Here is a 26605-nt window from a genome sequence, read left to right on the forward strand (position 1 = left end):
CTCCTTTTTATATCGCCTGCATATCCGTAATCGCCCTTATTGAATCCTTATGAGCTTAAAAGACAATCACTTGCGGGTTTTGACATATAACATTCACAAAGGCTTTAATGTCGGTAATCGGCGCTTCGTTCTGCATCAAATTCGCGAGGCATTGATTGCCGCCGATGCCGATTTATTGTTTTTGCAAGAAATGCAGGGCGAGCATGTGCACCGCGAAAAGAATATCCCGGATTGGCCAGACCGTACGCAGTTCGAATTCATCGCCGAAGGTGTTTGGCCTTATTACGCTTACGGCAAAAATGCGATCTACAGTGCCGGTCATCATGGCAATGCCATCTTGAGCAAATATCCTTTCGAGAGTTACGAAAATATCAATGTGTCGCCGTTTCCGTGGGCTAGTCGAAGTTTGTTGCATGGCGTAGTTCGATTGAAAGCAGATATTCAACCATTGCACATCGTTTGTATCCATTTCGGGTTGACCGGCAAGGAGCGTCGCCTGCAAGTCGCCAAACTTTGCGAAAGGATCGATGAGCATGTTCCGCACGATGCACCGTTGATCGTGGCAGGGGATTTCAACGATTGGTTGGGGCAGGCCGAGCGTTATTTTTACGAGCACTTGGAACTGAGGGAGGTGTTCAGAACCACGCATGGCCGCTATGCCCGAACTTTTCCGGCTTGGTTGCCTATCTTGCCGATGGATAGAATCTATTTTCGAGGGTTAGTGCCGGTATCTTGCGAGCGTTTGGCTCATGCGCCTTGGCATGTATTATCCGATCATTCGCCGCTGGCAGCTACATTCGAAATATGAAGCAAATGCTCGATCCTAGTGAAACTACTAAATGGACTTTACCGAATCTATTGACCGGCTTCCGTTTTGTTGCCGCGCCTATTTTATTGTGGCTGGCCTGGAACGGATATGCCGTGGCGTTTATGGTTTTGTTGGCCGTCGCTTTTTTAACCGATTTGCTGGACGGTTGGACGGCTCGTTTGACGGGACAGGTTTCAGAGTTCGGCGCGGTACTCGACAGTTGGGCCGATGTGATTAACTATTTGACGATCGCGTTGAGTTGTTGGTGGTTGTGGCCCGAAATCGTTGCTCGCGAATGGCTTTATGTCGTCTTGATTGTCGCTAGTTGCTTGCTGCCGTCGGCGGCAGGGCTCTTGAAATTCGGCCGGTTTACCAGTTATCACACCTGGGGCGTTAAATTAGCCGCCGCTTCAATGGGGGGAGGTTTATATTTGATGTTTCTAGGTGGGCCTGTTTGGCCGTTTCGCGTTGCGGCGGTCATTTGTATAGTTGCGGCATTTGAAGAGATCGCAATTACTGTTTTGTTGAAAAACCCTCGCTCCAATGTTCGTTCGCTTTGGCATGTGATTCGGAAGGGGAAAGGGGAAGCCAGAGCTTGACAAGTGAGTGAAATGCTAAATTATTTCACTATTCACTATTCACTATTCACTATACCTTTCGCGCTTCAAATTTCGGCAGTGCCTGAGCAGGCGCCGGGGTGTGCGGCAAAGGCTTTGCCAGCATGGAGCTGGCATACAGGGATGTATTCACGGCGTCCTTTGACGGAACGGACACCCCGGCGCCGAATTTTGATCTGCGATGGGTATATTTACGTCATGGTGCGGATGGACGAAACCGTCCATCCTTTCCGGTAGGGGAGATTAGGTTAGATTATGGTAACCGGTTTCTTCGTGTGTTGCGATATCCAGGCCTTGTTGTTCCTGGTCTTTGGTGACTCTCAAACCGATAAGTAGATCCAGGGCTTTCAAGATCAAATAACTAAAAAAAGCGCTCCAGAGAATCGTGACGCCGACCGCCAGTGCTTGCACGCCGACTTGATCCATGATCGAAACCCCTTCATCCAAACCCAATCCGCCTAAGCTGGTGGCAGCGAAAACGCCGGTCAAAAGCGATCCGACGATGCCGCCGACGCCATGAACAGGAAATACGTCGAGCGAGTCGTCGATTTTCAGTTTTCGCTTCATGAATTGAGTGGCTACAAAGCAGAAGGCGCCTGCAGTAACGCCGATCACCAATGCGCCTGCGGGGCCGACGAAGCCGGAAGCCGGCGTTATGGTGCCTAATCCTGCAACCATGCCGGTCACGATGCCCAATGCGCTGGGTTTGCCGAATTTGACCCATTCAATGAACATCCATGTTAAAGAGCCTGCTGCCGCACCTGTGTGCGTTACCAGAATCGCCATGCCGGCTGAACCGTCGGCGGTCAACGCACTGCCGCCATTGAAGCCGAACCAGCCAACCCACAGCATGCCTGCGCCGGTTAACACCATTGTCATGTTATGTGGCGGCATTGCAGTAGTCGGGAAACCTCTTCGATTGCCGAGAACCAAGGCCGATACTAGAGCTGCAACGCCTGCATTGACATGAATCACAATGCCGCCGGCGAAATCCATGACGCCCAAGTCGGCGAGCCAGCCGCCGCCCCAGATCCAATGACATATCGGCACATATACCAGCAGCAACCACAAGGAGCTAAACCAGAGAATGGCGGAAAATTTCATGCGCTCTGCAAAACCGCCGACGATCAGTGCCGGCGTAATGATTGCAAAAGTCATTTGAAACATGAAAAAGACGGTCTCCGGTATGTCGCCGATTAGAGAATCCGTGACCAGGCTGGGTACGAAAAATTTATGGGTGCCACCCAGGACTTGTTGCAAATCTCCTCCGTCGTCGAAAATTAGGCTATAGACGCCTGCAAGCCATAGCAGCGAAACGATGCAGGTGATTGCGAAACATTGCGTTAGCACCGATAGCACGTTTTTGCTTCTGACGAGTCCGCCATAGAACAGGGAAAGCCCGGGCAGAGTCATGAAGAGCACTAATGCAGTGGAGGTTAATACCCATGCGGTATTGCTTTGATTGAGTTCACCGGCCGCGGCAAGTTGTGGCAGGCCGAACAGTAAGATAAAACTGCTCAGTTTGTTAAGGGTCATGCTGTCCTCGTTAATTATTATAAGTTTTTAGTGGACGCGCGCGGAATTGTCGGTACCGGGAATAAATCATATCCAGGTACCGATTGGGATGAGGCTTGTTCGTGAGCTTAGCCCAGCCTTAACCAATGTGCCTATGGTATAAAACATTGAATTATATAAATCAAAAAGTCATGCCAATTTTTACCCGGCTTTTACAAATAAGGCTGGGTCGTTATTGTCGTGCATAGTGTTTATTATTACTTAATAATCAATGTGTTATGATAGGCATCTGTTAAGGCAGGGTTAAATGGCGTCGCTACCGGTTTCACCGGTTCGGATGCGAATCACTTGCTCCAGACTTGTCACAAAAATCTTGCCGTCGCCTATCTTCCCGGTATTAGCGGCCTTGACAATGGTTTCAATGGCCTGATCCAGAATTTCATCGGAAACGGCAATTTCCAATTTCACTTTGGGCAAAAAGTCTACGACATATTCCGCGCCGCGATAAAGTTCGGTATGCCCTTTTTGGCGTCCGAATCCTTTGACTTCGGTGGCAGTAACTCCCGCAACGCCGATCTCCGATAAGGCTTCTCTGACGTCATCCATTTTGAATGGTTTGATAATCGCTGTAATTAATTTCATATTGATTTTCCAGAGTTGTTGAGTTGCTATCGTATCCCTTTCGGGGTTCGGTTTAAGCCGCAATCATAGTTAAATATCCTTCTAGTTACAATTTCATAAGGCTTAATCCGATGCGGTGCGTTACTTTTTCCGAAAAAAACGGGCGCACGACGCGCCCGTTGTTAGTAGGTCAACCGTTAGCGTTTGCTGCCTTCAGTCGTAAACTCGGGGTAAGCTTCCATACCGCACTCGGAGAAATCGACGCCTTTGTATTCCTCCTCTTCGCTGACGCGGATGCCCATCGCCAGCTTGATTAAGTACCAAGTTAACAGGCTGCTCAAGAAAACGAAACCGAAGATCGTTACGATGCCGATCAATTGTGCTGTAAAGCTGGCTTCCTCATTGGAGAAACAGACTGCGATCAATCCCCACATGCCGACGACGCCATGGACCGAAATCGCGCCGACTGGGTCGTCGATTTTGAGCTTGTCCCAAGTTAAGATCGAGAATACTACGATGACGCCGCCGACTGCGCCGATGACAGTGGCCAATAATGGCGATGGCGTTAAAGGTTCTGCGGTGATTGCGACTAATCCTGCCAAAGCGCCGTTCAACGTCATAGAAAGATCGGCCTTGCCGAACATGAAGTGCGCGGTTAATAAGGCAGCAACAAGGCCTCCTGCAGCCGCCGTGTTGGTGTTGACGAATATCATCGCGACCGAATTGGCTTCGCCGATATCGGAAATTTTCAATTCCGAACCGCCGTTGAAACCGAACCAACCCAACCAGAGTATGAAAGTACCTAGAGTTGCCAGCGGCATATTACAGCCGGGAATCGGATTGATGGAGCCGTCCGCGCCGTATTTGCCTTGGCGTGCACCGAGTAATAGGACTCCCGCCAATGCTGCGCTAGCACCGCACATGTGAACCACGCCGGAACCTGCGAAATCGAGAAAGCCCAGTTCATCGAGAAATCCTTCGCCCCATTTCCAATAGCCTTGAATTGGGTAAATAAAGCCGGTCATTACGACCGAAAATACCAGAAACGACCAGAGTTTCATTCGTTCGGCAACGGCCCCGGAGACGATCGACATTGCCGTAGCTACAAACACGACTTGAAAGAAAAAGTCGGCCATGTTGGAGTAGTAAGTTTCTCCCTCGCTACCCATGACTTCCTCGACCGTATTGTCATCGCCGAGCAAGAAGCTGATGCCGGGCCATACGCTGTTGACGGCTTCGTCCGGATACATGATGTTGTAACCGACCAGCATGTACATGATGCAAGCGATTGCAAACAAGGCGACGTTTTTGGTTAGAATTTCGGTGGTGTTTTTGGCCCTGACCAAACCGGCTTCGAGCATCGCAAACCCGGCCGCCATCCACATGACCAGTGCGCCGCTCATCAAAAAATAAAATGTATCGAGCGCGTAACTTAATTCAACTAATTTATCCACTTTCGATCTCCTCGTTAACGATATTATAGAGCTTCTTCGCCGGTTTCACCGGTTCGGATGCGGACGACTTGCTCGAGATTGCTGACAAAAATTTTGCCGTCGCCAATCTTGCCGGTATTGGCTGCTTTGGAAATGGCTTCTACAGCCGCTTCGAGCTGGTCGTCGCCGATGGCTACCTCGACCTTGGCCTTCGGTAGAAAGTCCACGACATATTCCGCGCCGCGATACAGTTCCGTATGGCCTTTTTGGCGGCCAAAACCTTTGACTTCCGTTACGGTGACTCCTGAAACCCCTATTTCGGATAACGCTTCGCGTACATCGTCCAGCTTAAAGGGCTTAACAATTGCTGTTATTAATTTCATATCTCTATGCCTCTTGTTAAGTTACGAACTCGAATTTGTTTAAAGCACAGAGCGTGCCATACAAGCCAAGGATGTTATTAACCCAAGATTTGGGCAGTTGCCTTAACAGGAGATAATGTTTTGTATCAATATGGTGCAACATGCTTTAAACTGCGCACCATAAAGATGCAAATCAAGCCGAGCGGTCAGTGAATGACGTTATTTTTGTAATTGAGATCAATTAGTTGCTTATATGGCATATGAAGTGCTTATAAGTAGTATGTGGCGATTTCGAAAGTCGTTTTCATTTATTTGCAGCAATCGTTTTGGGGTCTGGCAACCGCCGCAGAACCAGCTACTTGTAGAAGTTATTTTGTGCATATTCCTAACGGGTTAGTAGCCGGTTATTGGGGCAGGGCTCTAAAACTTTTCCGGACGTCTATATTGCGCATTAAAAAAATGATATCGTTATCGCGAAATATTCTTAGCAATTTACAAATGACAATCAACCTAGGAGACAACATACATGTCTGTAGAAAATGTACTTAAAATGATTCAGGAGCACGATGTTAAATTTGTCGATTTTCGCTTCTGCGATACGCGCGGCAAAGAACAGCATGTGACTTTTCCTGCTCATGATGTGGATGAAGACCTTTTTGAAGAAGGCAAGATGTTCGATGGCTCCTCGGTTGCGGGCTGGAAAGGTATTAACGAGTCGGATATGATTCTGATGCCGGATCCAAGTACGGCAGTGATGGATCCGTTTTATGACGATAACACGCTGATTCTGCGTTGCGATATCATCGAGCCGAACGACATGCAAGGCTACGAACGCGATCCACGGTCTATCGCGAAACGCGCCGAAGCTTATTTGGCTAGCACGGGTATTGCCGATGCGGCTTTCTTCGGTCCCGAAAACGAGTTTTTCGTGTTTGACGATGTGCGTTGGTCAGCCAATATTTCAGGCGCTTCATACAAGATCGATTCTTCCGAGGCCGGTTGGAACTCTGAAAAAGCCTATGAAGACGGAAACATGGGGCATCGTCCAAGCGTGAAAGGCGGTTATTTCCCTGTTCCCCCGGTCGATTCTTTGCAGGATATGCGTTCTGCGATGTGTTTGATTCTCGAAGAAATGGGCATGGTTACCGAGGTGCATCATCACGAGGTCGCAACAGCAGGCCAATGCGAGATCGGTGTTAAATTCGGTACTTTGGTCAAAAAAGCCGACGAAGTGTTGGATTTGAAATATGTCGTGACCAATATTGCGCATGCTTACGGTAAAACGGCGACATTTATGCCGAAACCTCTTGTAGGCGACAACGGTAGCGGTATGCATGTTCATCAGTCCTTAGCTAAAAATGGCGTCAATCTATTTTCCGGCGACTTATACGGCGGCTTATCGGAAACCGCGTTGTATTACATCGGCGGTATTATCAAGCACGCCAAAGCATTGAACGCATTTACCAATGCCTCGACGAACAGCTATAAACGTTTGGTGCCGGGTTTTGAAGCGCCGGTAATGTTGGCGTACTCTGCGCGAAACCGTTCGGCATCGATTCGTATCCCTTTTATTACCAATCCGAAAGGACGCCGTATCGAGGTGCGCTTCCCCGACTCGACCGCTAACCCTTATTTAGCGTTCTCGGCAATGCTAATGGCAGGTCTGGACGGTATTCAAAACAAAATTCATCCTGGCGATGCGATGGATAAAGATTTGTACGATTTACCGCCGGAAGAAGAAAAAGCGATTCCGCAAGTCTGCCATGCTTTCGATCAAGCTTTGCAGGCGTTGGATAGCGACCGCGAATTCTTGAAGCAAGGCGGCGTGTTTACCGATGATGCTATCGACGGTTATATTGCGTTGAAAATGGAAGAAGTGACTCGTCTGCGTATGAGTACGCACCCGGTTGAATTCGATATGTATTACAGTTTGTAATTACGAATCGAAATAACAACAAAGAAGCGCCCCATAATGGGGCGTTTTTTATTTGGGCGCACCATAAATGTTGTTCAATAGTTTCTGCTAAACTCGCTTTGCATCGGAAATGATGGTGAAAGGGGCAAGATGAAAGATGAAAGATGAAAGATGAAAGGTGGGGGGGGCGCCACTAAGTTATGAGAAACCCGTCATTCCGCCATGGATTGGCGGAATTCAGGGCCATGGATGGCAAGCTTTTGAGGCGCATTAGAGCCTGAGTGCCCATCGCCAACCATGGTTGCCGTAGGTTGGCGATTAGCCCCTTGGGGTACGCTATGATTACCATGGTAACCCCGCCAATGCTAAGGCAAGCTCTTATGGTTTGGTCCGGTGGATTCGGTGCTTAACGGCATGAGGGTATGCGTAGCGTACCCTACAATTTATGTATAACGACGAGCGTGGAAGCGAGGGAAATCGTTATTACGGCAGGAATTGCCGAGATTCGGGTCTCAAGGACCTGAATGCCTATTGCCAACCATGATCGCCGGAGGTTGTCGATTAGATGTCTAATTATTATGGTCTAGTATTTGCTTAATATTAGTAAAGCGATCGTTTTCCTTGCCTATATGTGTCTTCCTTGATTAATCGATAAGCTCATGACTTTAAAAAACCGTGTATAAAAAGATTCTCGAACATTTAAATGAAGCGGTTTTGCTATTCGATCGGCAGCTTAAACTGACTTATATCAATACCGCCGGCGAGGTGCTGTTTGCCGATAGCGCTCGACATTTGTTGGGCAGTAGTGCCATGGAGTTATTCAAGACGGTCGATTCGGAGCAGCGGTTGGATCTGGAACAATGCCTGCAAATGGATGAGCCCTTAGTCGATCGTGAATTAACCCTGGACATCATGAATCAGAGCATTACTGTCAATTTTAGTGCGACGCCCGTTATCAATGATGATCAGGTTACTGAGATCATTGTCGAGTTGCAACAACTGGATAGGCATTTACGCATTTCTAAGGAAGAGCAATTATTATCTCAGCAATCAACCGTTCGAATGTTGGTTAGAGGCCTGGCTCATGAAATCAAAAATCCCCTTGGAGGGCTAAGAGGCGCGGCACAGTTACTGGATCTTGAATTGGATGATCCTGAACTGAAGGAATACACTCAAATCATTATTGCCGAGTCCGACCGACTTCAAGGTTTAATGGATAAAATGCTCGGCCCTAATAAGCTACCGAATAAAGCGCTATTAAATATTCATGAAGTTGTCGAACGGGTTAGGCAATTGGTGCTTATCGAAGCGAACGGAAAACTGAGCGTTATTCAGGATTACGATCCTAGTATTCCGGAAGTGTTTGCCGACAAGAATCAATTGATTCAGGCGGTATTGAATATTGTCAGAAATGCCGTTCAGGCGATGGAAGGCAGCGGAATACTGACTTTAAAAACCAGAGTTTGCCGGCAAATGACGATCGGTCGCAAGAGAAATAAATTGACCGCGAAAATCGATATTATCGATACCGGTCCCGGAATCGATAAAGAGATGATGAGCAAGGTTTTTTATCCGATGATTACCGGACGGGCCAGCGGTACGGGGCTTGGTTTGTCCATCGCACAGTCTTTGATCAATCAACATGACGGCATGATCGAATGCGATAGTCAGCCTGGTCGTACCGTTTTTTCTATTTATTTACCCCTGGAGAATCACCATGAGTAATTCGGGCATGGTTTGGATCGTCGACGACGATAAATCCATCCGCTGGGTATTAGAGAAAGCCCTGCAAAAAGCCGAGATCGAAACCCGTTCGTTCGCTAACGGTAACGTGTTGCTCGAAGCGTTGAAGTCCGAGGAACCGGACGCGTTGATCACCGATATTCGCATGCCCGGCATCGATGGCTTGCAGTTGTTGAAGAGCGTGCAAAGCAGTCATCCGGATTTACCGGTCATTGTGATGACCGCGCATTCCGATTTGGAAAGCGCGGTATCGGCATTTCACGGCGGAGCCTTCGAATATTTGCCCAAGCCGTTCGATATAAAAGAAGTCGTTGAGGTCGTTCGTCGCGCCTGTGAGCATTCCAAGCAAAGGCAGGAGTCGATACATAATAACCATGTCGCGGAAGCAACACCCGAAATTATCGGTGCCGCACCGGCGATGCAAGAGGTATTTAGGGCGATAGGCCGATTGGCCCGCTCCCACATTACTGTGATGATCAATGGCGAGTCCGGAACCGGTAAGGAATTGGTGGCAAAGGCTTTACATCGCCATAGTCCAAGAGCGAGTAATCCGTTTATTGCGCTGAACATGGCCGCGATCCCTAAGGATTTGATGGAATCCGAATTATTTGGGCATGAAAAAGGTGCGTTTACCGGTGCTCAAGCGCGACGGTCGGGGCGATTCGAGCAAGCCAATCACGGAACGCTGTTCCTCGACGAAATCGGCGATATGCCCGCCGAACTGCAAACACGCTTGCTGAGAGTGCTGGCGGACGGAGAATTTTATCCTGTCGGTGCGCATTCATCGGTCAAAGTCGATGTTCGGATCATTGCCGCGACACACCAAAATCTTGAAGCCTTAGTCGCTCAAGGCCGGTTCCGCGAGGATTTATTTCACCGCTTAAATGTTATTCGTATTCATATTCCGCCGCTTCGCGATCGCCGGGAAGATATTCCGTTGCTAATGCAGTATTTTTTAAGTAAAGCCGCGGCCGAATTGAATACCGAATTAAAGGTGCTTAAGCCTGATGCCGAACAATTCTTGAAGGCTCTGGAATGGCCGGGCAATGTACGTCAGCTCGAGAATCTGTGTCGTTGGTTGACCGTAATGGCTTCGGGTCGTGAAATTCATAAGAACGAATTGCCGCCGGAATTGCTGCATAGTCGGGAGGAGTCGGGCGGGGCGGATGAGAATTGGCAAGGGGTGTTGAAGAAAAATATCGAGTACCAATTGCATAAGGGCGATCAGGAGATTGCCAAGCATACGATACCGGTAGTCGAAGCCATTTTGATTAAGTCCGCGTTAGACTATACCGGCGGAAAACGTCACGAAGCGGCTAAGCTTTTGGGTTACGGTAGGAATACGCTAACTCGTAAGATTAAGGAACTGGATATCGAGGAATGATCGTTAGCCCGGCACCGAATTTTGATCTGCGTTGGGTATACACATGGCCATCACGAATTCCTTATGGCTCGAGAAGAGGGCTTTCAACGAAGAAAGCCCTCTATTCAGTGTGATTGCCTATAAGGTTTTAGCCTTTGAGCAAATCCTTGACTTTAGCCATGATTCCGGCCGGATCAATGCCTTGGTGCGGGAATTGCTCCCACAAGCCGCCGCAACCTTCTTTGTGCGTGGCAATATGAGCGAATTTAGGCGCGTATCCGCGTTCCAGCAACCATGAGCCATAGCGACTGCCCAGACCGGTTTTGCGGTTGAACGATTCGACGACCAACACCATCGGGGATTTTCCGACTTTAGTCAGCATATCTTCGTCGATGACGTTCAATGTCGGTTTGTTGATCAAGCCGACATCGATGCCTTCTTGTTTCAAACGTTCAACCGCATCCAGCGCGCGGTATAACGATTCGCCGAAGCTGACGACATAGCCTTGCGTCCCTTCGCGGATGACTTCGTCTTTGCCGGAAACGAATTTATAATTGCCGCCGAAGAAATCGTTCCCGTCGCTATCCAGGATCATGGGCACCTTGGAGCGGGTAGAGAAAACGAAACGCAGACCCCGGTTGAAGAAAATAGTTTCCAAGCAGGCTTTCATTTGATTCGGGTCGGCCGGGAAGTACAGATTGGTGTCGTAACCGTCGCTCAAACCGTTGTCGGCAAACATGTTGTTTAAACCGAAATGGCAAGTGTTGTCGGCCATGTCGTCGATACCGGAATGCGAGAAATGACACAACACGTTGGAATTGTTCAAACGCGCCATCGTGATTTCGGAAATACACATTTCCAGGAAAGCGCTGAATGTGCCGAAAATACCTTGTTTACCGGCTTCCATCCCGAAACCGGCCGCCGCAGAAAAGTTACCGCGTTCCATGATGCCGGAAGAAATAAAGATTTCAGGGTATGCATCATGAATTTTCTTTAAGCCGCAAGAGCCCTCGAGGTCGCTGTCGATCACGCGGACTTTTTCCAAACGTTCCGCTTCGGACAATCGGCCCAAAATCGCGACAGACGCATCGCCGAAGACGTTGCGGTTGGCATCCCATTTATCGCTGGAGCCGAGGAAGGTGTAGTCTTGTTTCGGTGCTTGGATGGACTTCAGATGTTCGACCGCCGCTTGCTGACCGTTGGCTTCCAAGTATTCGAGCGCCAGTTTAACCGAGATGACATCGTGACCGTGGGTCGAGCCTTCCAGGCCTTTGATGCCAGGGCACATCGGGCGGTGGTTGATGACCGCGACAGGACCTTGCGTGTTGATCGCGGTGACGATGCGGCGGTACAAGTCGTCGAGGTCTTCGCCGTCGCCTTCCAACACTTTAACGCCATGGCCTTCCAGTGTTTTTGCGGTGCTGCATCCGCCCAAGTAATGGGAAGGGTGACCGGCGATCGTGACATCGTTATCGTCGATGATAAGTTTCACGTTTAGTTGTTGAGCAACGGCAAGGCGCGCGGCCTCGGCATCGTTACCTTCTTGTTGCGAGCCGTCGGAGCCCAGGCAGAATAATGTCTTGCTAGGGTTTGCCATCGCCACGCCGTTGACGTAAGGCCACATGTGACCTAAGCGACCGGAACTGAATTTGACGCCGGGCGTAAAGCCTAATTCAGGATGGCCCGGAAGATGAGAATGCGCTTCGCGGTAATGCATCAGCTTTTCGGCCGGTAAATCGCCGTTTAGCGTGGACATCAAGTATTGGGTGGCAACACGGTGTCCCGCTTCATCAAAAAAGACAGGAACGAATTTGTCGTCGTTGCCGCGAAACAGTGCGTCCAGAATCATGACTTCCGGAACCGTATCGAACGGGCCGCCGGTGTGTCCGCCAACGCCTCTGGCGGCGCCGGTTGCCGTGAAAAATACGATCGCATCGCGGCATAATTGAATGTTGGCCTGCAGCGCCGATTTTTGTTCGGCGGTCAGTTCATTGCTGCTTGGATCGAGTGAAATGCGCTGATAAGCGCCGAGATCGATTGGAAATTTAGACATAGTTATTCTTCTTTTCGGTTTGGTTAATAAACGTGCTTTGAAAGCTCTCTCTTTACAAAGACAATTAATCGGATGGTCGAGGTACTATCTAAAAGATAAGGTAAAAAAATATTTTCCCAAATGGTTCCCACGCAGTGCGTCACTGGTATAAGTTAGCCGTCACAGAGTAAGTAATTCCGGCATTCATGCTCAAATGTGCCTCAAAAGCCTGCCATCCATGGCACTGGATTCCGCCACAAATCCGTATGGAACGAATTTGCATTTACTCGAAGGGCTCCGGGCAGGATAGCCCGGAGTGAATCCATGGCGGAATGACGGGTTTCCCTTAACTTAATGGCAGTGACGCAGAGCGTGGGAACGATGGAAGTCGGGAAGTTATTTTCGGCCATATTCTAAACGTTTCCATAACGGCATCCATTTTCTTTTGACGGCTTCTAGATAAGAATTTAGTTTTTATATGTTTTGGCCTGTCTCAATGAATGTTAGTGTCTTACCGTATTCAGTTTCATTAATCTAGCTTTGAGTTTTGACATACCTCCGTCCGTGTCTTCGGCAGTCTTCAATCCGGGCTATTCTGAGCCTGATTTTTAACTGTCGAAAAATCACTTTCGGAAGTATAACCCGTAGGCAAGATCAACAAAACATTTTCGCAAAAAATGTCGGCTCAATCGTTTCGAATCCAAGATTGATCTTCACGCTCGGTGTAGCGGTCTCTTGCCAGTAATAGATAAAACGAAGGGACAACGAACAGCGTAAATAGCGTTCCAACGCCGAGACCGCTAGTGATTACCAAGCCGATATCGAAACGGCTGGCAGCGCCCGGGCCCGAAGCGATCAGTAAAGGGACCATCGCGACGATCATCGATACGGTCGTCATTAGAATCGGCCGGAGCCGGATTTTTGCCGCTTGCTCTACCGCTTCGCGTTTGGTCAAGCCTTCGCGGATCTGCAATTGATTGGCGAACTCGACGATCAAAATACCGTTCTTTGCAATTAAACCGATCAACGTGATCAAGCCGACTTGCGTATAAATATTGATCGAGGCGAAGCCGAGCATGATGAAAGCTAGGGCGCTGGCGATCGAGAGCGGTACCGAAATCAGAATAATCAACGGATCGCGCCAGCTTTCGAATTGTGCGGCCAGCATTAAATAAATGATCAACAACGACATGAAAAACGTCGCGACCAGAGCGCTGCCTTGTTGTGCGTATTGCCGGGAGCTGCCTGTATAGTCGTAACTATAACCGCGCGGAAATAACTCATCGGCTTCCTGTTCCAAATAATCCATTGCATTGCCCAGTGTGATGCCTGGTGCCATCATGCCCGATACGGTCAGGCTGTTGAGCTGTTGAAATTGAGTTCGTTTGCTGGGCTCGACCGATTGTTCGAGATGCACCAGCGATGACAGCGGTACTTGTCCGCCCGATGCGGTTCGCAAATAATAATGATCGAACTTACTGGTATCGAGGCGCGATAAATCGTCGACTTGCGGTATCACTTTATAACTTCGCCCCTGCAGGCTAAAGTGGTTGACATATTGTCCGCCGAGTAAAGATGCCAGGTTGCTGCCGATGTCTTGCATCGTCAATCCCAAATCCGCCGCTCTATCCCGGTCGATGACAAGGGTCGCTTTCGGTCGGTCGAAATTAACTTCCTTCATCAAAAAATTGAAGCGTCCGCTTTGTGTCGCACGATCGACCAGAAGGTCCGCTACTTGGTCAAGCGATGCGTAATCGGCATCGGTGACGATTACGAATTGTAGCGGTAGGCCGCCTCCCGAGCCGGGTAAGCTTGGCCGTGGAATGACCGCGGTTTGGAAGCCGGCAATGGTGTTGACCTTGGCCTGCAATTCCGGTTGTATCGCCATTTGCGAACGGTTGCGTAATGCCGTCGAAGGCATTTTAAAGCCCCCGAACACGGTATTGTTGCTGCCGCCGAAGCCAAGCAGCATAAAGCTTTCGTTGTATTCCGGTATCGATTCGAATTGTTTGATCAACTCTTCGGCATAGGCTTCATTATAATTCAAAGTTGCAGTTTGCGGACCGCTCGCCATGACAAACAGTATGCTTTGGTCCTCGGTTGGGGCCAATTCTTTTTGCGACAGGCTGAACATGAAATAAATGCTGATCAAGACCATCAGCGCAAATGCCAGTACCAGAGATGGCGTTTCCAGAAGCGGGTGCAGCAATTTTCGGTAACGTTCGGACCAATCGTTAAAGATTGCTTCGACCGCATGTTCGAAACGACCGGCCTTGCCTTGGTCTTTCAGGATTTTGGAGCTCAGCATCGGTGCGAGGGTGAGTGCGATAATGCTCGAAATGACGACCGCGCCGGCTAGGGTAAAGGCGAATTCGGTAAACAAGGTGCCTACCAGTCCGCCCATGAAACCGACCGGCAAATAGACCGCAACCAGCGCCACCGTAGTCGCGATCACCGGTAATACTAACTCACGCGTGCCTTCGATCGCCGCTTCGAATTTGGATTTTCCCAATTCTATATGGCGATGCACGTTTTCGACGACAATGATCGCGTCGTCGACGACTAGACCGATGCCTAGCACCATTGCCAGCATTGTGAGCAGGTTTACCGAAAACCCCATGAGTAGCATCAAAAAAGTGCCGCCGATCAACGAAAGGGGGACTGTGATCGATGGAACCAGTGCGGCGCGAATCGAGCCCAACGATAAATAAATGATCAATAAGACGATGATCAATGCTTCGGCCAGCGTACGAAAGACTTCGTTGATCGAATCCTGGATAAAACGGCTCGCATCATAAGGCAGCAGGATATGCATGGCTTCGGGCAAGTCTTTTTCAATTTCGTCCAACATATCGCGGACGGCATAGGCAACCGTCAGCGGGTTGGCGCCGGGTGCCTGTTCGATACCCATGAAAATCGCGGTCTTGCCTTTATACCAGTTGACCATGTCGTAATCTTCGCTGCCCAATTCGGTATCGGCAACATCGGATAACCTGATTAGCGTACCGCCGCGATTGCCGACGACTAGATTACGAAATTCCTGTTCGCTGACGACATCGGTTGTCGCGCTCAAATCGACCGTAACGAAATTTCCTTTGGTTTGGCCGGCGCCCGACAGGTAATTATTTGAGCGCAACACATTCGCGACATCCTCGGCAGTTACGCCGAGCGACGACATGCGCTTGGGGTCGAGCCAGATGCGCATCGCAAAGGTTTTATTACCGAGCACAGTGGCTTTGCCGACGCCCGGTATCGATTGAATTTTCGGTTTAACGACGCGAAGCATGTAATCGCTGATTTGCGAAGGCTTCATCGTATCGCTATAAAGCGCAACATACATCAACGCAGTCGTATCGCCGACTTGCGATGTAATGACCGGGTCTTCCGATTCGGCAGGTAAGATATTGCGTTGACTTGCTACTTTCGCTTGAATTTCGGCGACCGCGGCATTGGGGTCGTAGTTAAGACGCATGTGCGCTTCAATCGTCGAAACGCCTTGGCGGCTGTTCGAGGACAGATAATCGATGCCGTCGGCCTCGGCGATGGCCTGCTGTAGGGGCGTGGTAATGAAGCCTTGCACCAAATCGCTGCTGGCTCCGGGATAGGACGTCCTTACCGTGACGACGGTATTTTCGGTTTCGGGGTATTGCCTGAGTTCCAGCGCCGTGATGGCTCTCAAGCCGAGTACTAAAATCAATAAGCTGACAACACTGGCGAGGACCGGCCGTTCGATGAAAAGGTCGGTAAATTTCACTGTGAAATCTCCCGTTCGCCAGGGGCGGGTTTATCATCCAACTTAACCGGCATGCCGTTACGTAGTTTGACTTGGCCTGCGCTGACGACACGTTCTCCAAGTTTCAAACCGCTAATGATTTCCACGCGGCCGGCGCGTGTTTGCCCGGTTTCGACTTGCCGGCTTTGAACGATCAGGCCGTGTTCGTTTGCTTCGATCACGAATACCGAATTGCCGTAAGGATTATAGGTGATCGCGGTATCGGGTAGTGTCAGTACCTTGAGTTCTTGGTCCGATAAAATGCCGGTTTGTGCGAACATGCCCGGATGCAGCAGTTTTTCGCTGTTGCTTAGCTTGGCGCGAACTTTTACGGATCGCGTGCCTTGGTCGATCAGCGGACTCACGGCGCTGATTTCGCCGTTGAATTCTCGGTCCGGGTAAGCTTGCACGGTCGCAATGACTTGGCGGCCTTTAACGAGTCGATTCAAATAGCGTTCAGGAACGGTAAAGTCCAAATAAATCGGGTCCAGCTGTTGCAGCGACACGATTGCCGAACCTTCCGTTAAGTATTGGCCGAGGTTGACTAGACGAATGCCGAGTTCGCCGGTGAAAGGCGCGCGAATTCGTTTTCTGTCGATCAGTGTACGTTTAGCATGAACGGCCGCGGCGGTTTCGTCGAGTAGGGCATGGTTCTGATCGTAATCGGATTGGGAAATGAAGTTTTTACCTATTAGTTTTTCGCTCCGCTCGAAGCGGACCTTGGCGAGCCGCATTTCGGCCTGGAGTCCTTGTAATTCCGCGCGATCGGTCGACGCATCCAGTTCCAACAGCAATTGTCCCTTTTTAACCGATTGACCGGAGTCGAAATGAATCGCTTCGACTTTGCCGGCCACTTCGTTGCTGACGTCGACGCCGGCAATGGCGGTTAAGCTTCCCACCGCGGACAATGTGGAAGGCCAGATTTCCTGGGTGACTTCGGTACCCGCAACGACGGCAGGAGGCGGTGGTTGAAATCGGCCGGCTTCTTGATGAAGTTGGTAAAACTTCAGTCCGAAAATGCCGCCAAAAATCAGCACGGAGAATAGTATTAGAATAAGAAAACGTTTGAGCATGTGAGGTTTAAAATACCGAGTCGATAAGTTAAGCCGTCCATGGTTCGACAAGCTCACCACGAACGGCTTAACTTAATGGCATTGACGGAGGTCGTGGTAGCCGGAAAGCCACTATGGCTAGCGGGCATCAAGTTCTTTTATCATTTGTCGGATCCGATTTAGCAATTGTCGTTGTTGCGTCGTTGGCAATCGCTTTAGATCACGTTCGAATTCAGTGAGGCCATAATCTGCTGTTTCATTGCTCAAATCGGATCGTTGTATACCGCAGTCGGCGAGAACACGAGTGATGGGTTCGCGTGCGTCATCTAGCGGCATCGCCCCCGACAATATGTTTTTGAGCATGGTATGTATTCGTACGAAAACCGATTTTCCGTTTAGTAATGCCTCGGCAAATGCTAGAGCATGCTCGTCGTTATAGGCTCTTCGTCTCGTATCCGAAAAGGTGCGCATTTCAATCGTAACGAGCGCTTGTTTATCGATTCGATAATCGAAGTCGAACGGCTGATTTTGAGAAGTAATCAGACTGTTGGAATCGACAACTAGTTGCAATTGATTCGCCTTGCAAACGATTTCAAGTCTGATTAAATCATATTTCCCCCGTTTCGGTAGCGGCGATCGCGCTAGGGTGTATTCGAGGTTAGCTAAGTGGTCCCGGTTACGATGGTAACTCCATGTGTGGAAGTCCTGAGCTACTGCGGTTTGTAAAGACAAGGCGACAATGCAAAGAATCTGTAAAAAATGCTTAAATAATCGAGTTTTAAGTTTCATTGAGCAATAGGCCGTAAAGCTTTGATAAAGAACCTTAGGATACACTAAAACACGAATCGAAAGTTAAACCGAGTAAAGCCAATTCAATGCTTGGCAGGACGGCAGTTGAAACCCCGTGAAACCCCGTTCTAAACATTTAGAACATGACCAAAGCAAGCTGAAATATTTACTGTGAAAGTTCGTAGATATAGACCCTTTATCTAATTTTTCGATATACGGCGCTCGACAGAGCAAATGCCGGTTCCGGAGAGGGTGCGGTTGCTCGACCGACAGGCGTTGGCGGCAGGGACAGCCGCCGTCGAGCCTACAGGGACGTATTCACGGCGTCCTGTCGGGCTAGTGACCGTACCCTCCCCACCAGAGAACTTTCATTTGCCGGGGCGATGGCCAGGCCTTCATGAACGTTACTGTGAAAGTTCGTGAGTTAAGGTTCTGGGTTTACGGCGTCCTTTCGCAGGAGAGCCCTGTCGAAGGGTGAACGGTAGTTTGAGGCTTCACCAGGCCGGTGAAAGTGTTGTAGACCCTTCATGCTTCGACTTTGCTCAGCACGAACGGTCTACAACAAATGCCAACTGCTCTTTTCAGGATTAATGCAGTGTATTGTCGGCTAATTCGCTTTCTCGCCGGAGCATCGATATCGATCGCTTTGTCGGATCAATTCATCCGCCGGCATGGGGCGCGCGAATAAATAACCTTGAGCGATATTACAACCTTCGCGTTCAAGAAATTGAGCTTGCTCTTCGGACTCGACGCCTTCCGCGACGGCTTCCAGCCCTAGGTTTCGAGCCAGCGCGATGATAACCCGAACGATGGCTTCGCCGTGTTCATCGCGGCCGATGTCCTGCACGAAAGATTGATCGATTTTTAACCGATCCAGCGGGAGGTTTTTTAAATAAGCCAGACTGGAATAACCGGTGCCGAAATCGTCAATCGATAGCAAGATACCTTGTTGACGCAAATTATCCAAAATGCGCATGGCTTGATCCGGTTGGCGCATGATCATCGATTCAGTCACTTCCAATTCCAAATGCTTGGCAGGGATACTCATTCTCTCCAATGCTGCGGATACTTGTCCGGCGAGATCCTCCCGGTCGATTTGCTGCATCGATAAGTTGACCGAAACGCGAGGAACTTCAAGGTCTTCCGCTTGCCACTCGGCCATTTGTCTGACGGCTTCATTTAAAACCCATTCGCCGATTTCGGCGATGATACCCATATCCTCGGCTAACGGAATGAATTGCCCCGGCGATACTATGCCTAATTCTGCGTGTTGCCAACGCACTAATGCCTCGACTCCCGCAAGCGTACGGTCGATCAAATTAATTTGAGGTTGATAGTAAAGTAAAAGCTCGTTTCGGGCGACTGCGCCGCGCAGAGCGTTTTCCATGATCAAGCGCTCGAAAGCGCCGGTAGTTAGGCCTGATGAAAAGAACTGATACGTATTACGGCCTTGTTGTTTGGCTTGATACATGGCCAGGTCGGCATGTTTCAATAGCGTGTCGACGTCTTTGCCGTCTTGCGGAAACAGTGCGATGCCGATGCTGGCGGTCACGGTTAACGTGTGGTCCTCGATGAACATCGGCCGGTTAAAAATTTGCAATAATTTATGTGCGACGATGACCGCGTGATGCGCGGTGGAATCGTCTTCCAACAGCAGAACGAATTCGTCGCCGCCTAGTCGGGCCAGCGTATCGTCAGCTCGAATCGCTTGTTGCATACGATCGGCGGCTTGTTTCAATAAGTCGTCGCCTACCGGGTGACCCAGAGTGTCGTTAATTGTTTTGAACCGGTCCAGATCAAGAAATAATACGGCTAGATTCTTGTTTTCCCGTTGCGCATGGATCAAGGCATGCCCGAGACGGTCTCTGAATAAGGTGCGATTAGGTAGGCGTGTTAATGCATCGTGATGAGCCAGAAAGTCGAGTTGCGCTTGGGCTTCCTTGACCGAGCTGATATCGTTGAACACGCCGACAAAATGCGTGGTGGTGCCTTCGCTGTTTTTGACCGCACTGATAGTCAACCATTCCGGATAAACTTCGCCGTTTTTACGCCGATTCCAGACTTCGCCGCGCCAATGGCCTGTGCCTAATAAAGTATTCCACAACTCGAAAAAAAAAGACCTGTCTTGGTGGTTGGACTTCAGGATGCTGGGGTTTTTGCCTAACACCTCGATCTTGGTATAGCCGGTGATTTGCTCGAAGGCCGGATTAACGGCTACGATATTGGCGTCGATGTCGGTAACGATGATGCCTTCGCCGGTCGATTCAAAGACCTGGTCGGCGAGACGCAGCTTTTCGAGATAGCGTTTGCGTTCGTCGCGTAGTTCTTTTTCCTCCAGCGCATGCCGGATCGCGGCGCCCAAGCGAGCAGGGCGGTCTTTCAACACATAATCGAAAGCGCCTTTTTGCAAGGCATCGATCGCGATTTCCTCGCCGATACTGCCGGAAACAACGACGACAGGAATGTCGTTATCGCGGTTATGAAGCAGTTCCAAGACTTTGAGGCCGCTAAATTGCGGCAGACACCAGTCGGTTAAAATCAAATCGGGTCGGGTATCGAGCGCTTGCAGAAAGTCCTCTTCGTTTTGAACCCGTTGCCAATCGAAAATTAATCCGTCATCCTTCAATTGTAATACCATCAGCTCGGCATCGACCGGGACGTCCTCGACGATCAGAATACGCAATACTTCGTTACGTTCCATAAATGATTTAGTCATTTTCAGCCTCAGGTTTAGAGGTAACTCCGAGCGGCGGCCCGATATTTAGACTTAACCAATAGTTTTCGATTTGCTTGATGACTTCGATAAAGCCGGAAAACGACACGGGTTTGACCAGATAGGAATTAGCGCCGATATCGTAAGATAAAGCCCGGTCGCCTTCTTCGCGCGATGAAGTCAAAATAACGACCGGTATGCGTTTGATCAATGGTGCGGTTTTGATTTGCTTGAGTACATCGAAGCCGTCGATACCCGGCATTTTTAGATCAAGCAGTATCAGATCTGGTAACGGATAACGCTTCCGGTCGCCGTAGTCGCCGCGTCCGAATAAATAATCGAGCGCTTCGCGGCCGCTTGAAGCCGTTTCGATTCGGTTGATCAGCCGGGCTTCATGGAAGGCGTCCAGTGCTAATTCGATATCCATGCGATTATCGTCCACTAACAATATAAAGGCCTCATTATTCATAACGATTCTCATGCTTTAATTGGCGGCGGGAAGCCGAATACTAAACGTGCTGCCGTTTCCGGGGGTGGATTCGACTTCTACCGAACCGCCCATCATGCGTGCCGATTTGGCGACGATGGCGAGACCTATCCCCGTTCCCGGGTATTCGTCTTCATTGTGCAGGCGCTGAAAAACCTGAAAAATTTTATCATAATACTCGGGCTCGATACCTATGCCGTTATCGGTCACTTGAATAATGATTTGACCTTTATTAATGCGCGACGAGATTGCGATTATGGGCGGTATATCCGGTTTACGGTAAATTAACGCATTATCGAGTAAGTTGGATAATATTTGCCCAACTAAAGTGGCGTCGCCGATCGGTGACGCCAGCGGTTCGATGATTTCAAGCGTGGCTTGAGTGGCCGTTATGCGTTCGGCAAATGTTGCCGATAGCTGTTTCAGCAACGGCGATAGGGCTATCGGGCTCATTTGTACGGCGCGCCGCCCGGTGCGAGAATATTCCAGTAGGTCCTCAATCAATTGGCTCATACGGTTTCCGGCTTCGATGACATTATCGAGATAATGGCGGCCCTCGTCATTGAGCGTATCGCTATGTCTGCGTGCCAGAATTTGCGCAAAACCGTTAATGGCGCGAAGCGGTGCGCGTAGATCGTGCGAAACCGAATAGGAAAACGATTCGAGTTCTTTATTGGCTTGTTCCAACTCGGCCGTGCGCTCGCTAACTCGTCGTTCCAGATAGGCATTCAGCCTGAGCACTTCCTGTTCCGCTTCGATTCGTTCGGTGATGTCCAAGCAGTAGCCCAGATAGCCGACAAAATCGCTCTTGTGATCGTAACGAGGCACGCCGTCGTCGATAAGCCAACGGTATTCCCCGTCGTGACGACGCAAGCGGTAAACGATAGAGAATTTCTCGCGCTTGTCGAAAGCCTCATTATAGACTTGCACGCAACGATCGTAATCATCGGGATGCACGCCTTCAGCCCAGCCGAACCCCCATTCTTGCTCCAGCGTCCGGCCGGTGAATTCAAGCCAGGGTTCGTTGAAATAGTCGCATAACTTATCGAGGCGCGCCGACCAAATCAGCATGCGCCCGTTATTAGCAAGTGAACGGTAACGCGTTTCGCTTTCTTTCAATGCTATTTCGGCCGATTTTTGATCTTCGATCAAGCTTAATAATACCAAGCGCTGTCGGTCCGATTCCTTTAACAATTGTTCGGTTTCGGTTCGTGCCGCATGAGTGGCTTGTTCGGCTTGTTTTCGTTTGGTGATATCGATCACGATCGCGACCGTCCCGTTCGGCGACTGGCCTTGTTCCCATAACGGCGAAACCGTTAAATTGACCCAAACGCAGCGCCCATTTTTATGGATATAACGTTTTTCCATTGAAAATTCGCGAATTTCTCCGGCCAGGAGTCGCTGCGTTTTTGCGTTGTCGGCTGCTAGATCTTCGGGATGCGTGATGCTTTGATAGGTCAATTGTTCCATTTCATTGCGGGTATATCCGACGATATCGCAAAATCGTCGATTGATTCGCATGAAGCGGCCGGTGCGTATGTCGATCTGAGCAACGCCTGCCGCGGCTTGCTCGAATAAGGTGCGAAATCGCGTCTCGCTTTCGCGAAGCATCTCAGTGTCGCGGTCGCGGCGAAGCCTTATTATCATTAGCGATCCGAGCATGACAACCGCTAAAGGGTAGATCGTCAAAACCGGTAAGGCGATATCAGACAGAACCCGAACTGCGGTGGAATAAGGAAGGATCAGCATCAAGGCTAGCATCAAAACATGAACGAAAAGCCCGAATAGCCAAAGTTCGCGCCACGATATTTCGACGAGCGGCGATGGCCGAAAATGCCGCCAGAGTATGCCGGCGAGTCCCGATACGATAATGACCGAAACTCCGGTCCATGTCGCAATTCCGCCTTGATAGAGTCGTAGTGCCGCTGTGCCGGCCATGGCAACGGCTGTCGGGATGGTGCCGAAAAACAGACCGGTAATACTTAACAGTACCGACCGAGTATCGAAGATGATGCCGGGTTGATAATACCAAGGCGTCAGCATGATGACCATGCCGATCAAGGCAATACCCAGGCCGATTACAATTTGTCCGGCTAACTTAGGCTTGAATAAGAAACGCCCGGCCGTCATGTCGAAGGCTAGCGCGATCGTCAGCAGTAATGCGGCATTTTGGAGTATTGCTAGCGCTCCGGAAACAATCATGGCTTGAGTTCCTGTACTGAAACGGAGTAGCGCGTCGGTTCGCCGAGCCGGGTTAGTAGGGCGTTGACTTCTTGTTTCAAGTCGATGATCCTCGACTCTCTGTCTAAGGTGACCGTGTGCCAGCGGCGCAGTTCGTCTAATTGCCGGTTAAGTTTTTGAGTATCCTGTTCTCTTTCGATCGTAATCGCGGCTAAATGCGCAAAGGTATTGATTAACTGTCGCTCGCTTTCGGTTGCGTGGCGCGGCGTTCGGTAATAAGCCGCAAAAGTGCCGAGTACCTTGCCGGTCCCGGAAAAAATCGGTGTGGACCAGCAGGCGCGTAAACCATGATCGAGAGCGAGGCGATTAAAATTTTTCCATAGCGGGCTTTCGGCGATATCGTCGACGAATACCGGTTGCTTAGTAAAAGCCGCGGTGCCGCAGGAACCGACGGAAGGCCCGATTTCAATACCGTCCACAGATCGGTTGTAGCCATCGGGCAGGCTCGGTGCCGATCCGTGCCTAAGATGTAAGTCGTCCGCATCCATTAACAAGATCGAGCACAGCATGTCGGGGCTGAGCTGTTCTATGTTACGGGCGATATGTTTCAGTATTGTCGTTAGCGGCCGTCCTTCGGCGATTTGCTCCAAGGTATTGTTTGCTGCGGCGAGCAAAGCTTGCTGTTGTTTGAGTTCGCTGATGTCTCGGGCGATACCGAGAACGCCGATGAGTTTTCCTTTGGCGTCGTACATCGGCGTTTTTGTGGTTTGCACCCGAATGCTGCGCCCGTCTCCCGAAAAAGTCAGTGTTTCTTCGTTCGTGACCGGCTTTCCAGCGGCTGCCGCGGCGAGGTCGTTCGCGCGGAAAGCATCCGCTGTTTCCGAGTCGACAAAGTCGTAATCGGTTTTGCCGATAATTTCGGATACAGGGACTCCGAATAATTTTACGATAGCCGGATTGCAGGCCAGGAAGGTACCGCTATGATCTTTTAGCCATACAAAATCGGGTATCGTCTCGAAGAGTGTTTTTAATCTATGTTCGGCTTGTTTACGCGCGGTTTCGCGTTCGAAATTATCCAATGCGAAAGAAATATCCTGAGCCATTTCTTCCAACAAAGTGCGCATTTGCCGGTCGAAAATATGCGTTTCGGCGGCATAAAGGTTGAATACCGCGACCAATCGGTTGCTGCACCGCAAGGGCAGCGCGACCGATGCGCCGATGCCGTATTGCCGGGCCAGGTCGTGCCATGGCGCGGTTGCCGGGTCGTTAAGAAAGTCCTCGCAATAATAAGGGCGTCCTTTGCGCATGACGTTAGCGGTCGGTCCTCGGCCTTTCGGTGAATCGGGGGCGATCTCGATTTCGGTTTGACGGAGGTATTCATCGAGCGCGCCGTAGCTGGCTGCCGGTTCGATTCGGCCGGATATGTCGTCGATGCGGCCGATCCAAGCGCCAAGGTAACCTCCGTATTCGACCGCGATGCGGCAGAGGCGCTGAAAAAGCTTGTCCGGATCGCGAGTTCTTACGATTGCCTGATTGGTTTCGCTGAGTGTTGCATAGGCTTTGTTGAGGCGCTGTATTTGCTCTTCGGCGGCTTGTCGAGCGCTAATGTCACGAATAAAGCTTTGCCAGTAAAGATTGCCGTCGATCTCTAAAGGACTGCAACTGATTTCGACCGGAAAGATATCGCCGTTTTTGCGTAATTGTAATATCTCGAACAACGCGCCGCCCTTCGTGTCGGCGGACGGCCAGATGTTTTGGATGGCGGACTGAAGATGCGACGGCGTTAAGTCGCGGATAGTCATCGAGCACAATTCGTCGATCTCGTAACCGTATGCCGATGAGGCGGCTTCGTTGGCTTCGACGATGCGTCCTTCGAGATCGGTTAGTAAAAAGATATCGCGCGCCAGTTTAACCAACCTGTCATAATGCCCGACAATTGCTGCTCGATCTTCCAGTTGCCGTTGTCGGAATAAGGCAAAACGCATTTGTTGACTGCGCCAGAGCAGCAAAACGGCAAGACCTCCGGCGCCAACCGCGAATATTACCACCAGAAAAATCAATTTTGCCCGTAGTTTCAACGGTTTCAACATTGCATCGGCATTACTTTCTAATAAGACATGCCAAGGCATGCCGGAGATCGGTTGAAATGCGGCCCATACTTCCATATCACGGTCATTGATGCATCTGCAAAAACCGGCTCCGTCGAGTACTGCTCGGGTAGCGGACAAGTTTACTCGGCTTAACGGTTTGCGGTGTGTGAGCGGATAGTTGCTTATCCATTCGGTTCTGTTGAGATAGGCCACTTCATCGCCTTCTCGGCGCACTAAAAATAATTCCGAATCGGCGGAAATGGCCGACCATTCATTGAGGGATTTATAGAGTTCTATAGTCGGATCGGCGCTCAATACCACCATGACAAAGATTTTTTGCGGCTCGTTGATGATTATCGGTGCGATAAATTCAAGTCGATATTGGTCGGGCTCGGATCTGAGGCGATGTATGTCGTTGATCGCCAATTGCCGGGATCGTGACGAGTCGATAATGGCTTGCCGCACTGCTGCAGTGGCTTCGATGGCTTCGCCGGTAGTGAATAAAGGATGTCCTTGCTTGGTATAGAGCGTTACGCCGACCCATTCTTTGGTTTCGAGCAGGGCGTTGAAATAGCTTTGTAGTTTGGCTTCAAGTGTTTTATCTAGTTGCCCGGAAACGGGTGCGTCGATTGCTGAAAGTATCGGATCGGATTGTATGAGTTTAATGTCCTGGCGGCGTTCGGTTAACCAGTTTTCTATATGGCGGGCTTTGAGCTTGACTATGGTTGACTGTACGGAAAATTGCCGCGCGGTGAACTCCAGGGCCTGCTGCCGATACACCAGGTAGCCGATACCGCCAATCAAGATTAACATCAAAATGTAAACAGCGATCAGTAAACTGGCGCGGAAGCCGGTGGCTCCGGAGTTTGTCTCATGCGGAGATGGAAGCTTTAATCGCAACAAAGCATAAAGGATGACCGCGGTCATTAGTACGAAGGCCGAGCCTTTCCAAGCTTGGATGCGAACTAATAGAGTTCTATCGGTGATGAGTAAGTCGACCAGCCAATCCGAAGTCAATATCCAAAAGCCTGCGAAAGCCAAATACAGGAGTGTGATAATCGCTGCTTTTGAAAGTCGTTGGCGCACTGTCATGTTCCTATAGTGAGCTCATA

17 protein-coding genes are annotated in these 26605 nt (G+C 50.0%); 5 read left to right on the top strand and 12 right to left on the bottom strand.

All coding sequences use genetic code 11. The annotated features are described in order from the left end of the window. The first annotated feature begins 49 nt into the window (after positions 1 to 49). Together EQU24_RS07150 and EQU24_RS07155 are read left to right on the top strand one after the other, a co-directional pair. A complete protein-coding gene (locus EQU24_RS07150; RefSeq protein ID WP_017840145.1) occupies positions 50 to 808 on the top strand; it encodes an endonuclease/exonuclease/phosphatase family protein in 759 nt (252 codons plus the stop codon). 5 nt (positions 809 to 813) lie between these two features. After that, positions 814 to 1407 (top strand): CDP-alcohol phosphatidyltransferase family protein, encoded by a 594-nt coding sequence (locus EQU24_RS07155; RefSeq protein WP_138767119.1) that lies wholly within the window; start codon positions 814 to 816, stop codon positions 1405 to 1407. A gap of 261 nt (positions 1408 to 1668) precedes the next feature. Here the strand turns inward: EQU24_RS07155 and EQU24_RS07165 are convergent, their stop codons facing one another. The 4 genes from EQU24_RS07165 to glnK form a co-directional block, all read right to left on the bottom strand. Further along, a complete protein-coding gene (locus EQU24_RS07165; RefSeq protein WP_017840143.1) occupies positions 1669 to 2961 on the bottom strand; it encodes an ammonium transporter in 1293 nt (430 codons plus the stop codon). Between the two features lie 282 nt (positions 2962 to 3243). Beyond that, positions 3244 to 3582, bottom strand: coding sequence for a P-II family nitrogen regulator (locus tag EQU24_RS07170; RefSeq protein ID WP_014147352.1), 339 nt, complete (start codon positions 3580 to 3582; stop codon positions 3244 to 3246). A 176-nt stretch (positions 3583 to 3758) separates the two neighbouring features. Continuing rightward, positions 3759 to 5015: an ammonium transporter gene (locus EQU24_RS07175; protein ID WP_017840142.1), complete on the bottom strand. Its 1257-nt coding sequence runs from the start codon at positions 5013 to 5015 to the stop codon at positions 3759 to 3761. A 23-nt stretch (positions 5016 to 5038) separates the two neighbouring features. Next, complete coding sequence (gene glnK, locus EQU24_RS07180; protein WP_014147354.1) at positions 5039 to 5377, bottom strand: P-II family nitrogen regulator; 339 nt, start codon at positions 5375 to 5377, stop codon at positions 5039 to 5041. Between the two features lie 505 nt (positions 5378 to 5882). On the opposite strand from glnK, the gene glnA reads away from it, so the two are divergent. The 3 genes from glnA to ntrC all read left to right on the top strand — a co-directional run bounded on the left by glnA (position 5883) and on the right by ntrC (position 10398). Then, positions 5883 to 7292: a glutamate--ammonia ligase gene (gene glnA, locus EQU24_RS07185; protein ID WP_017840141.1), complete on the top strand. Its 1410-nt coding sequence runs from the start codon at positions 5883 to 5885 to the stop codon at positions 7290 to 7292. A gap of 654 nt (positions 7293 to 7946) precedes the next feature. Continuing rightward, positions 7947 to 8996 (top strand): nitrogen regulation protein NR(II), encoded by a 1050-nt coding sequence (gene glnL, locus EQU24_RS07190; protein ID WP_017840139.1) that lies wholly within the window; start codon positions 7947 to 7949, stop codon positions 8994 to 8996. After that, entirely contained in the window at positions 8989 to 10398 is a 1410-nt protein-coding gene (gene ntrC, locus EQU24_RS07195) for a nitrogen regulation protein NR(I) (RefSeq protein WP_017840138.1), read from the top strand. Before glnL ends, ntrC begins: the two co-directional genes overlap by 8 nt. A gap of 127 nt (positions 10399 to 10525) precedes the next feature. On the opposite strand, the gene EQU24_RS07200 is transcribed toward ntrC, so the two are convergent. The 8 genes from EQU24_RS07200 to EQU24_RS07235 form a co-directional block, all read right to left on the bottom strand. Then, positions 10526 to 12430, bottom strand: coding sequence for a transketolase C-terminal domain-containing protein (locus tag EQU24_RS07200; RefSeq protein WP_017840137.1), 1905 nt, complete (start codon positions 12428 to 12430; stop codon positions 10526 to 10528). 664 nt (positions 12431 to 13094) lie between these two features. Further along, on the bottom strand, positions 13095 to 16163 hold the full coding sequence (locus EQU24_RS07205) for an efflux RND transporter permease subunit (protein WP_017840136.1): 3069 nt from the start codon (positions 16161 to 16163) through the stop codon (positions 13095 to 13097). Beyond that, positions 16160 to 17218, bottom strand: coding sequence for an efflux RND transporter periplasmic adaptor subunit (locus EQU24_RS07210; protein WP_244310908.1), 1059 nt, complete (start codon positions 17216 to 17218; stop codon positions 16160 to 16162). The genes EQU24_RS07205 and EQU24_RS07210 overlap by 4 nt, the downstream gene beginning before the upstream one ends. Before the next feature lie 153 nt (positions 17219 to 17371). Then, complete coding sequence (locus tag EQU24_RS07215) at positions 17372 to 18022, bottom strand: hypothetical protein (protein WP_017840134.1); 651 nt, start codon at positions 18020 to 18022, stop codon at positions 17372 to 17374. 607 nt (positions 18023 to 18629) lie between these two features. Then, positions 18630 to 20738 carry an EAL domain-containing response regulator gene (locus tag EQU24_RS07220; protein WP_017840133.1) on the bottom strand — a complete coding sequence of 703 codons (2109 nt, stop codon included), beginning with the start codon at positions 20736 to 20738 and terminating at the stop codon, positions 18630 to 18632. Then, positions 20731 to 21204 (bottom strand): response regulator, encoded by a 474-nt coding sequence (locus tag EQU24_RS07225; RefSeq protein WP_017840132.1) that lies wholly within the window; start codon positions 21202 to 21204, stop codon positions 20731 to 20733. Before EQU24_RS07225 ends, EQU24_RS07220 begins: the two co-directional genes overlap by 8 nt. 15 nt (positions 21205 to 21219) lie before the next feature. Continuing rightward, the gene (locus tag EQU24_RS07230) at positions 21220 to 23424 is read right to left on the bottom strand and encodes a PAS domain S-box protein (protein WP_017840131.1); all 2205 of its coding nucleotides are present in this window, start codon (positions 23422 to 23424) and stop codon (positions 21220 to 21222) included. Beyond that, a complete protein-coding gene (locus tag EQU24_RS07235; RefSeq protein ID WP_017840130.1) occupies positions 23421 to 26579 on the bottom strand; it encodes a GAF domain-containing protein in 3159 nt (1052 codons plus the stop codon). The genes EQU24_RS07230 and EQU24_RS07235 overlap by 4 nt, the downstream gene beginning before the upstream one ends. Between the last annotated feature and the right edge of the window lie 26 nt (positions 26580 to 26605).

Source organism: Methylotuvimicrobium buryatense (genome assembly GCF_005931095.1).
Lineage (GTDB): Bacteria > Pseudomonadota > Gammaproteobacteria > Methylococcales > Methylomonadaceae > Methylotuvimicrobium > Methylotuvimicrobium buryatense.

Bases quoted from the DNA above. Each gene is read 5' to 3' on its own strand.
- EQU24_RS07170 (WP_014147352.1), bottom strand. From the start codon at position 3,582: ATGAAATTAATTACAGCGATTATCAAACCATTCAAAATGGATGACGTC.
- EQU24_RS07220 (WP_017840133.1), bottom strand. From the start codon at position 20,738: ATGACTAAATCATTTATGGAACGTAACGAAGTATTGCGTATTCTGATC.
- ntrC (WP_017840138.1), top strand. From the start codon at position 8,989: ATGAGTAATTCGGGCATGGTTTGGATCGTCGACGACGATAAATCCATC.
- glnA (WP_017840141.1), top strand. From the start codon at position 5,883: ATGTCTGTAGAAAATGTACTTAAAATGATTCAGGAGCACGATGTTAAA.
- glnK (WP_014147354.1), bottom strand. From the start codon at position 5,377: ATGAAATTAATAACAGCAATTGTTAAGCCCTTTAAGCTGGACGATGTA.
- EQU24_RS07225 (WP_017840132.1), bottom strand. From the start codon at position 21,204: ATGAATAATGAGGCCTTTATATTGTTAGTGGACGATAATCGCATGGAT.
- EQU24_RS07150 (WP_017840145.1), top strand. From the start codon at position 50: ATGAGCTTAAAAGACAATCACTTGCGGGTTTTGACATATAACATTCAC.
- EQU24_RS07200 (WP_017840137.1), bottom strand. From the start codon at position 12,430: ATGTCTAAATTTCCAATCGATCTCGGCGCTTATCAGCGCATTTCACTC.
- EQU24_RS07165 (WP_017840143.1), bottom strand. From the start codon at position 2,961: ATGACCCTTAACAAACTGAGCAGTTTTATCTTACTGTTCGGCCTGCCA.
- EQU24_RS07155 (WP_138767119.1), top strand. From the start codon at position 814: ATGCTCGATCCTAGTGAAACTACTAAATGGACTTTACCGAATCTATTG.
- EQU24_RS07230 (WP_017840131.1), bottom strand. From the start codon at position 23,424: ATGATTGTTTCCGGAGCGCTAGCAATACTCCAAAATGCCGCATTACTG.
- EQU24_RS07215 (WP_017840134.1), bottom strand. From the start codon at position 18,022: ATGAAACTTAAAACTCGATTATTTAAGCATTTTTTACAGATTCTTTGC.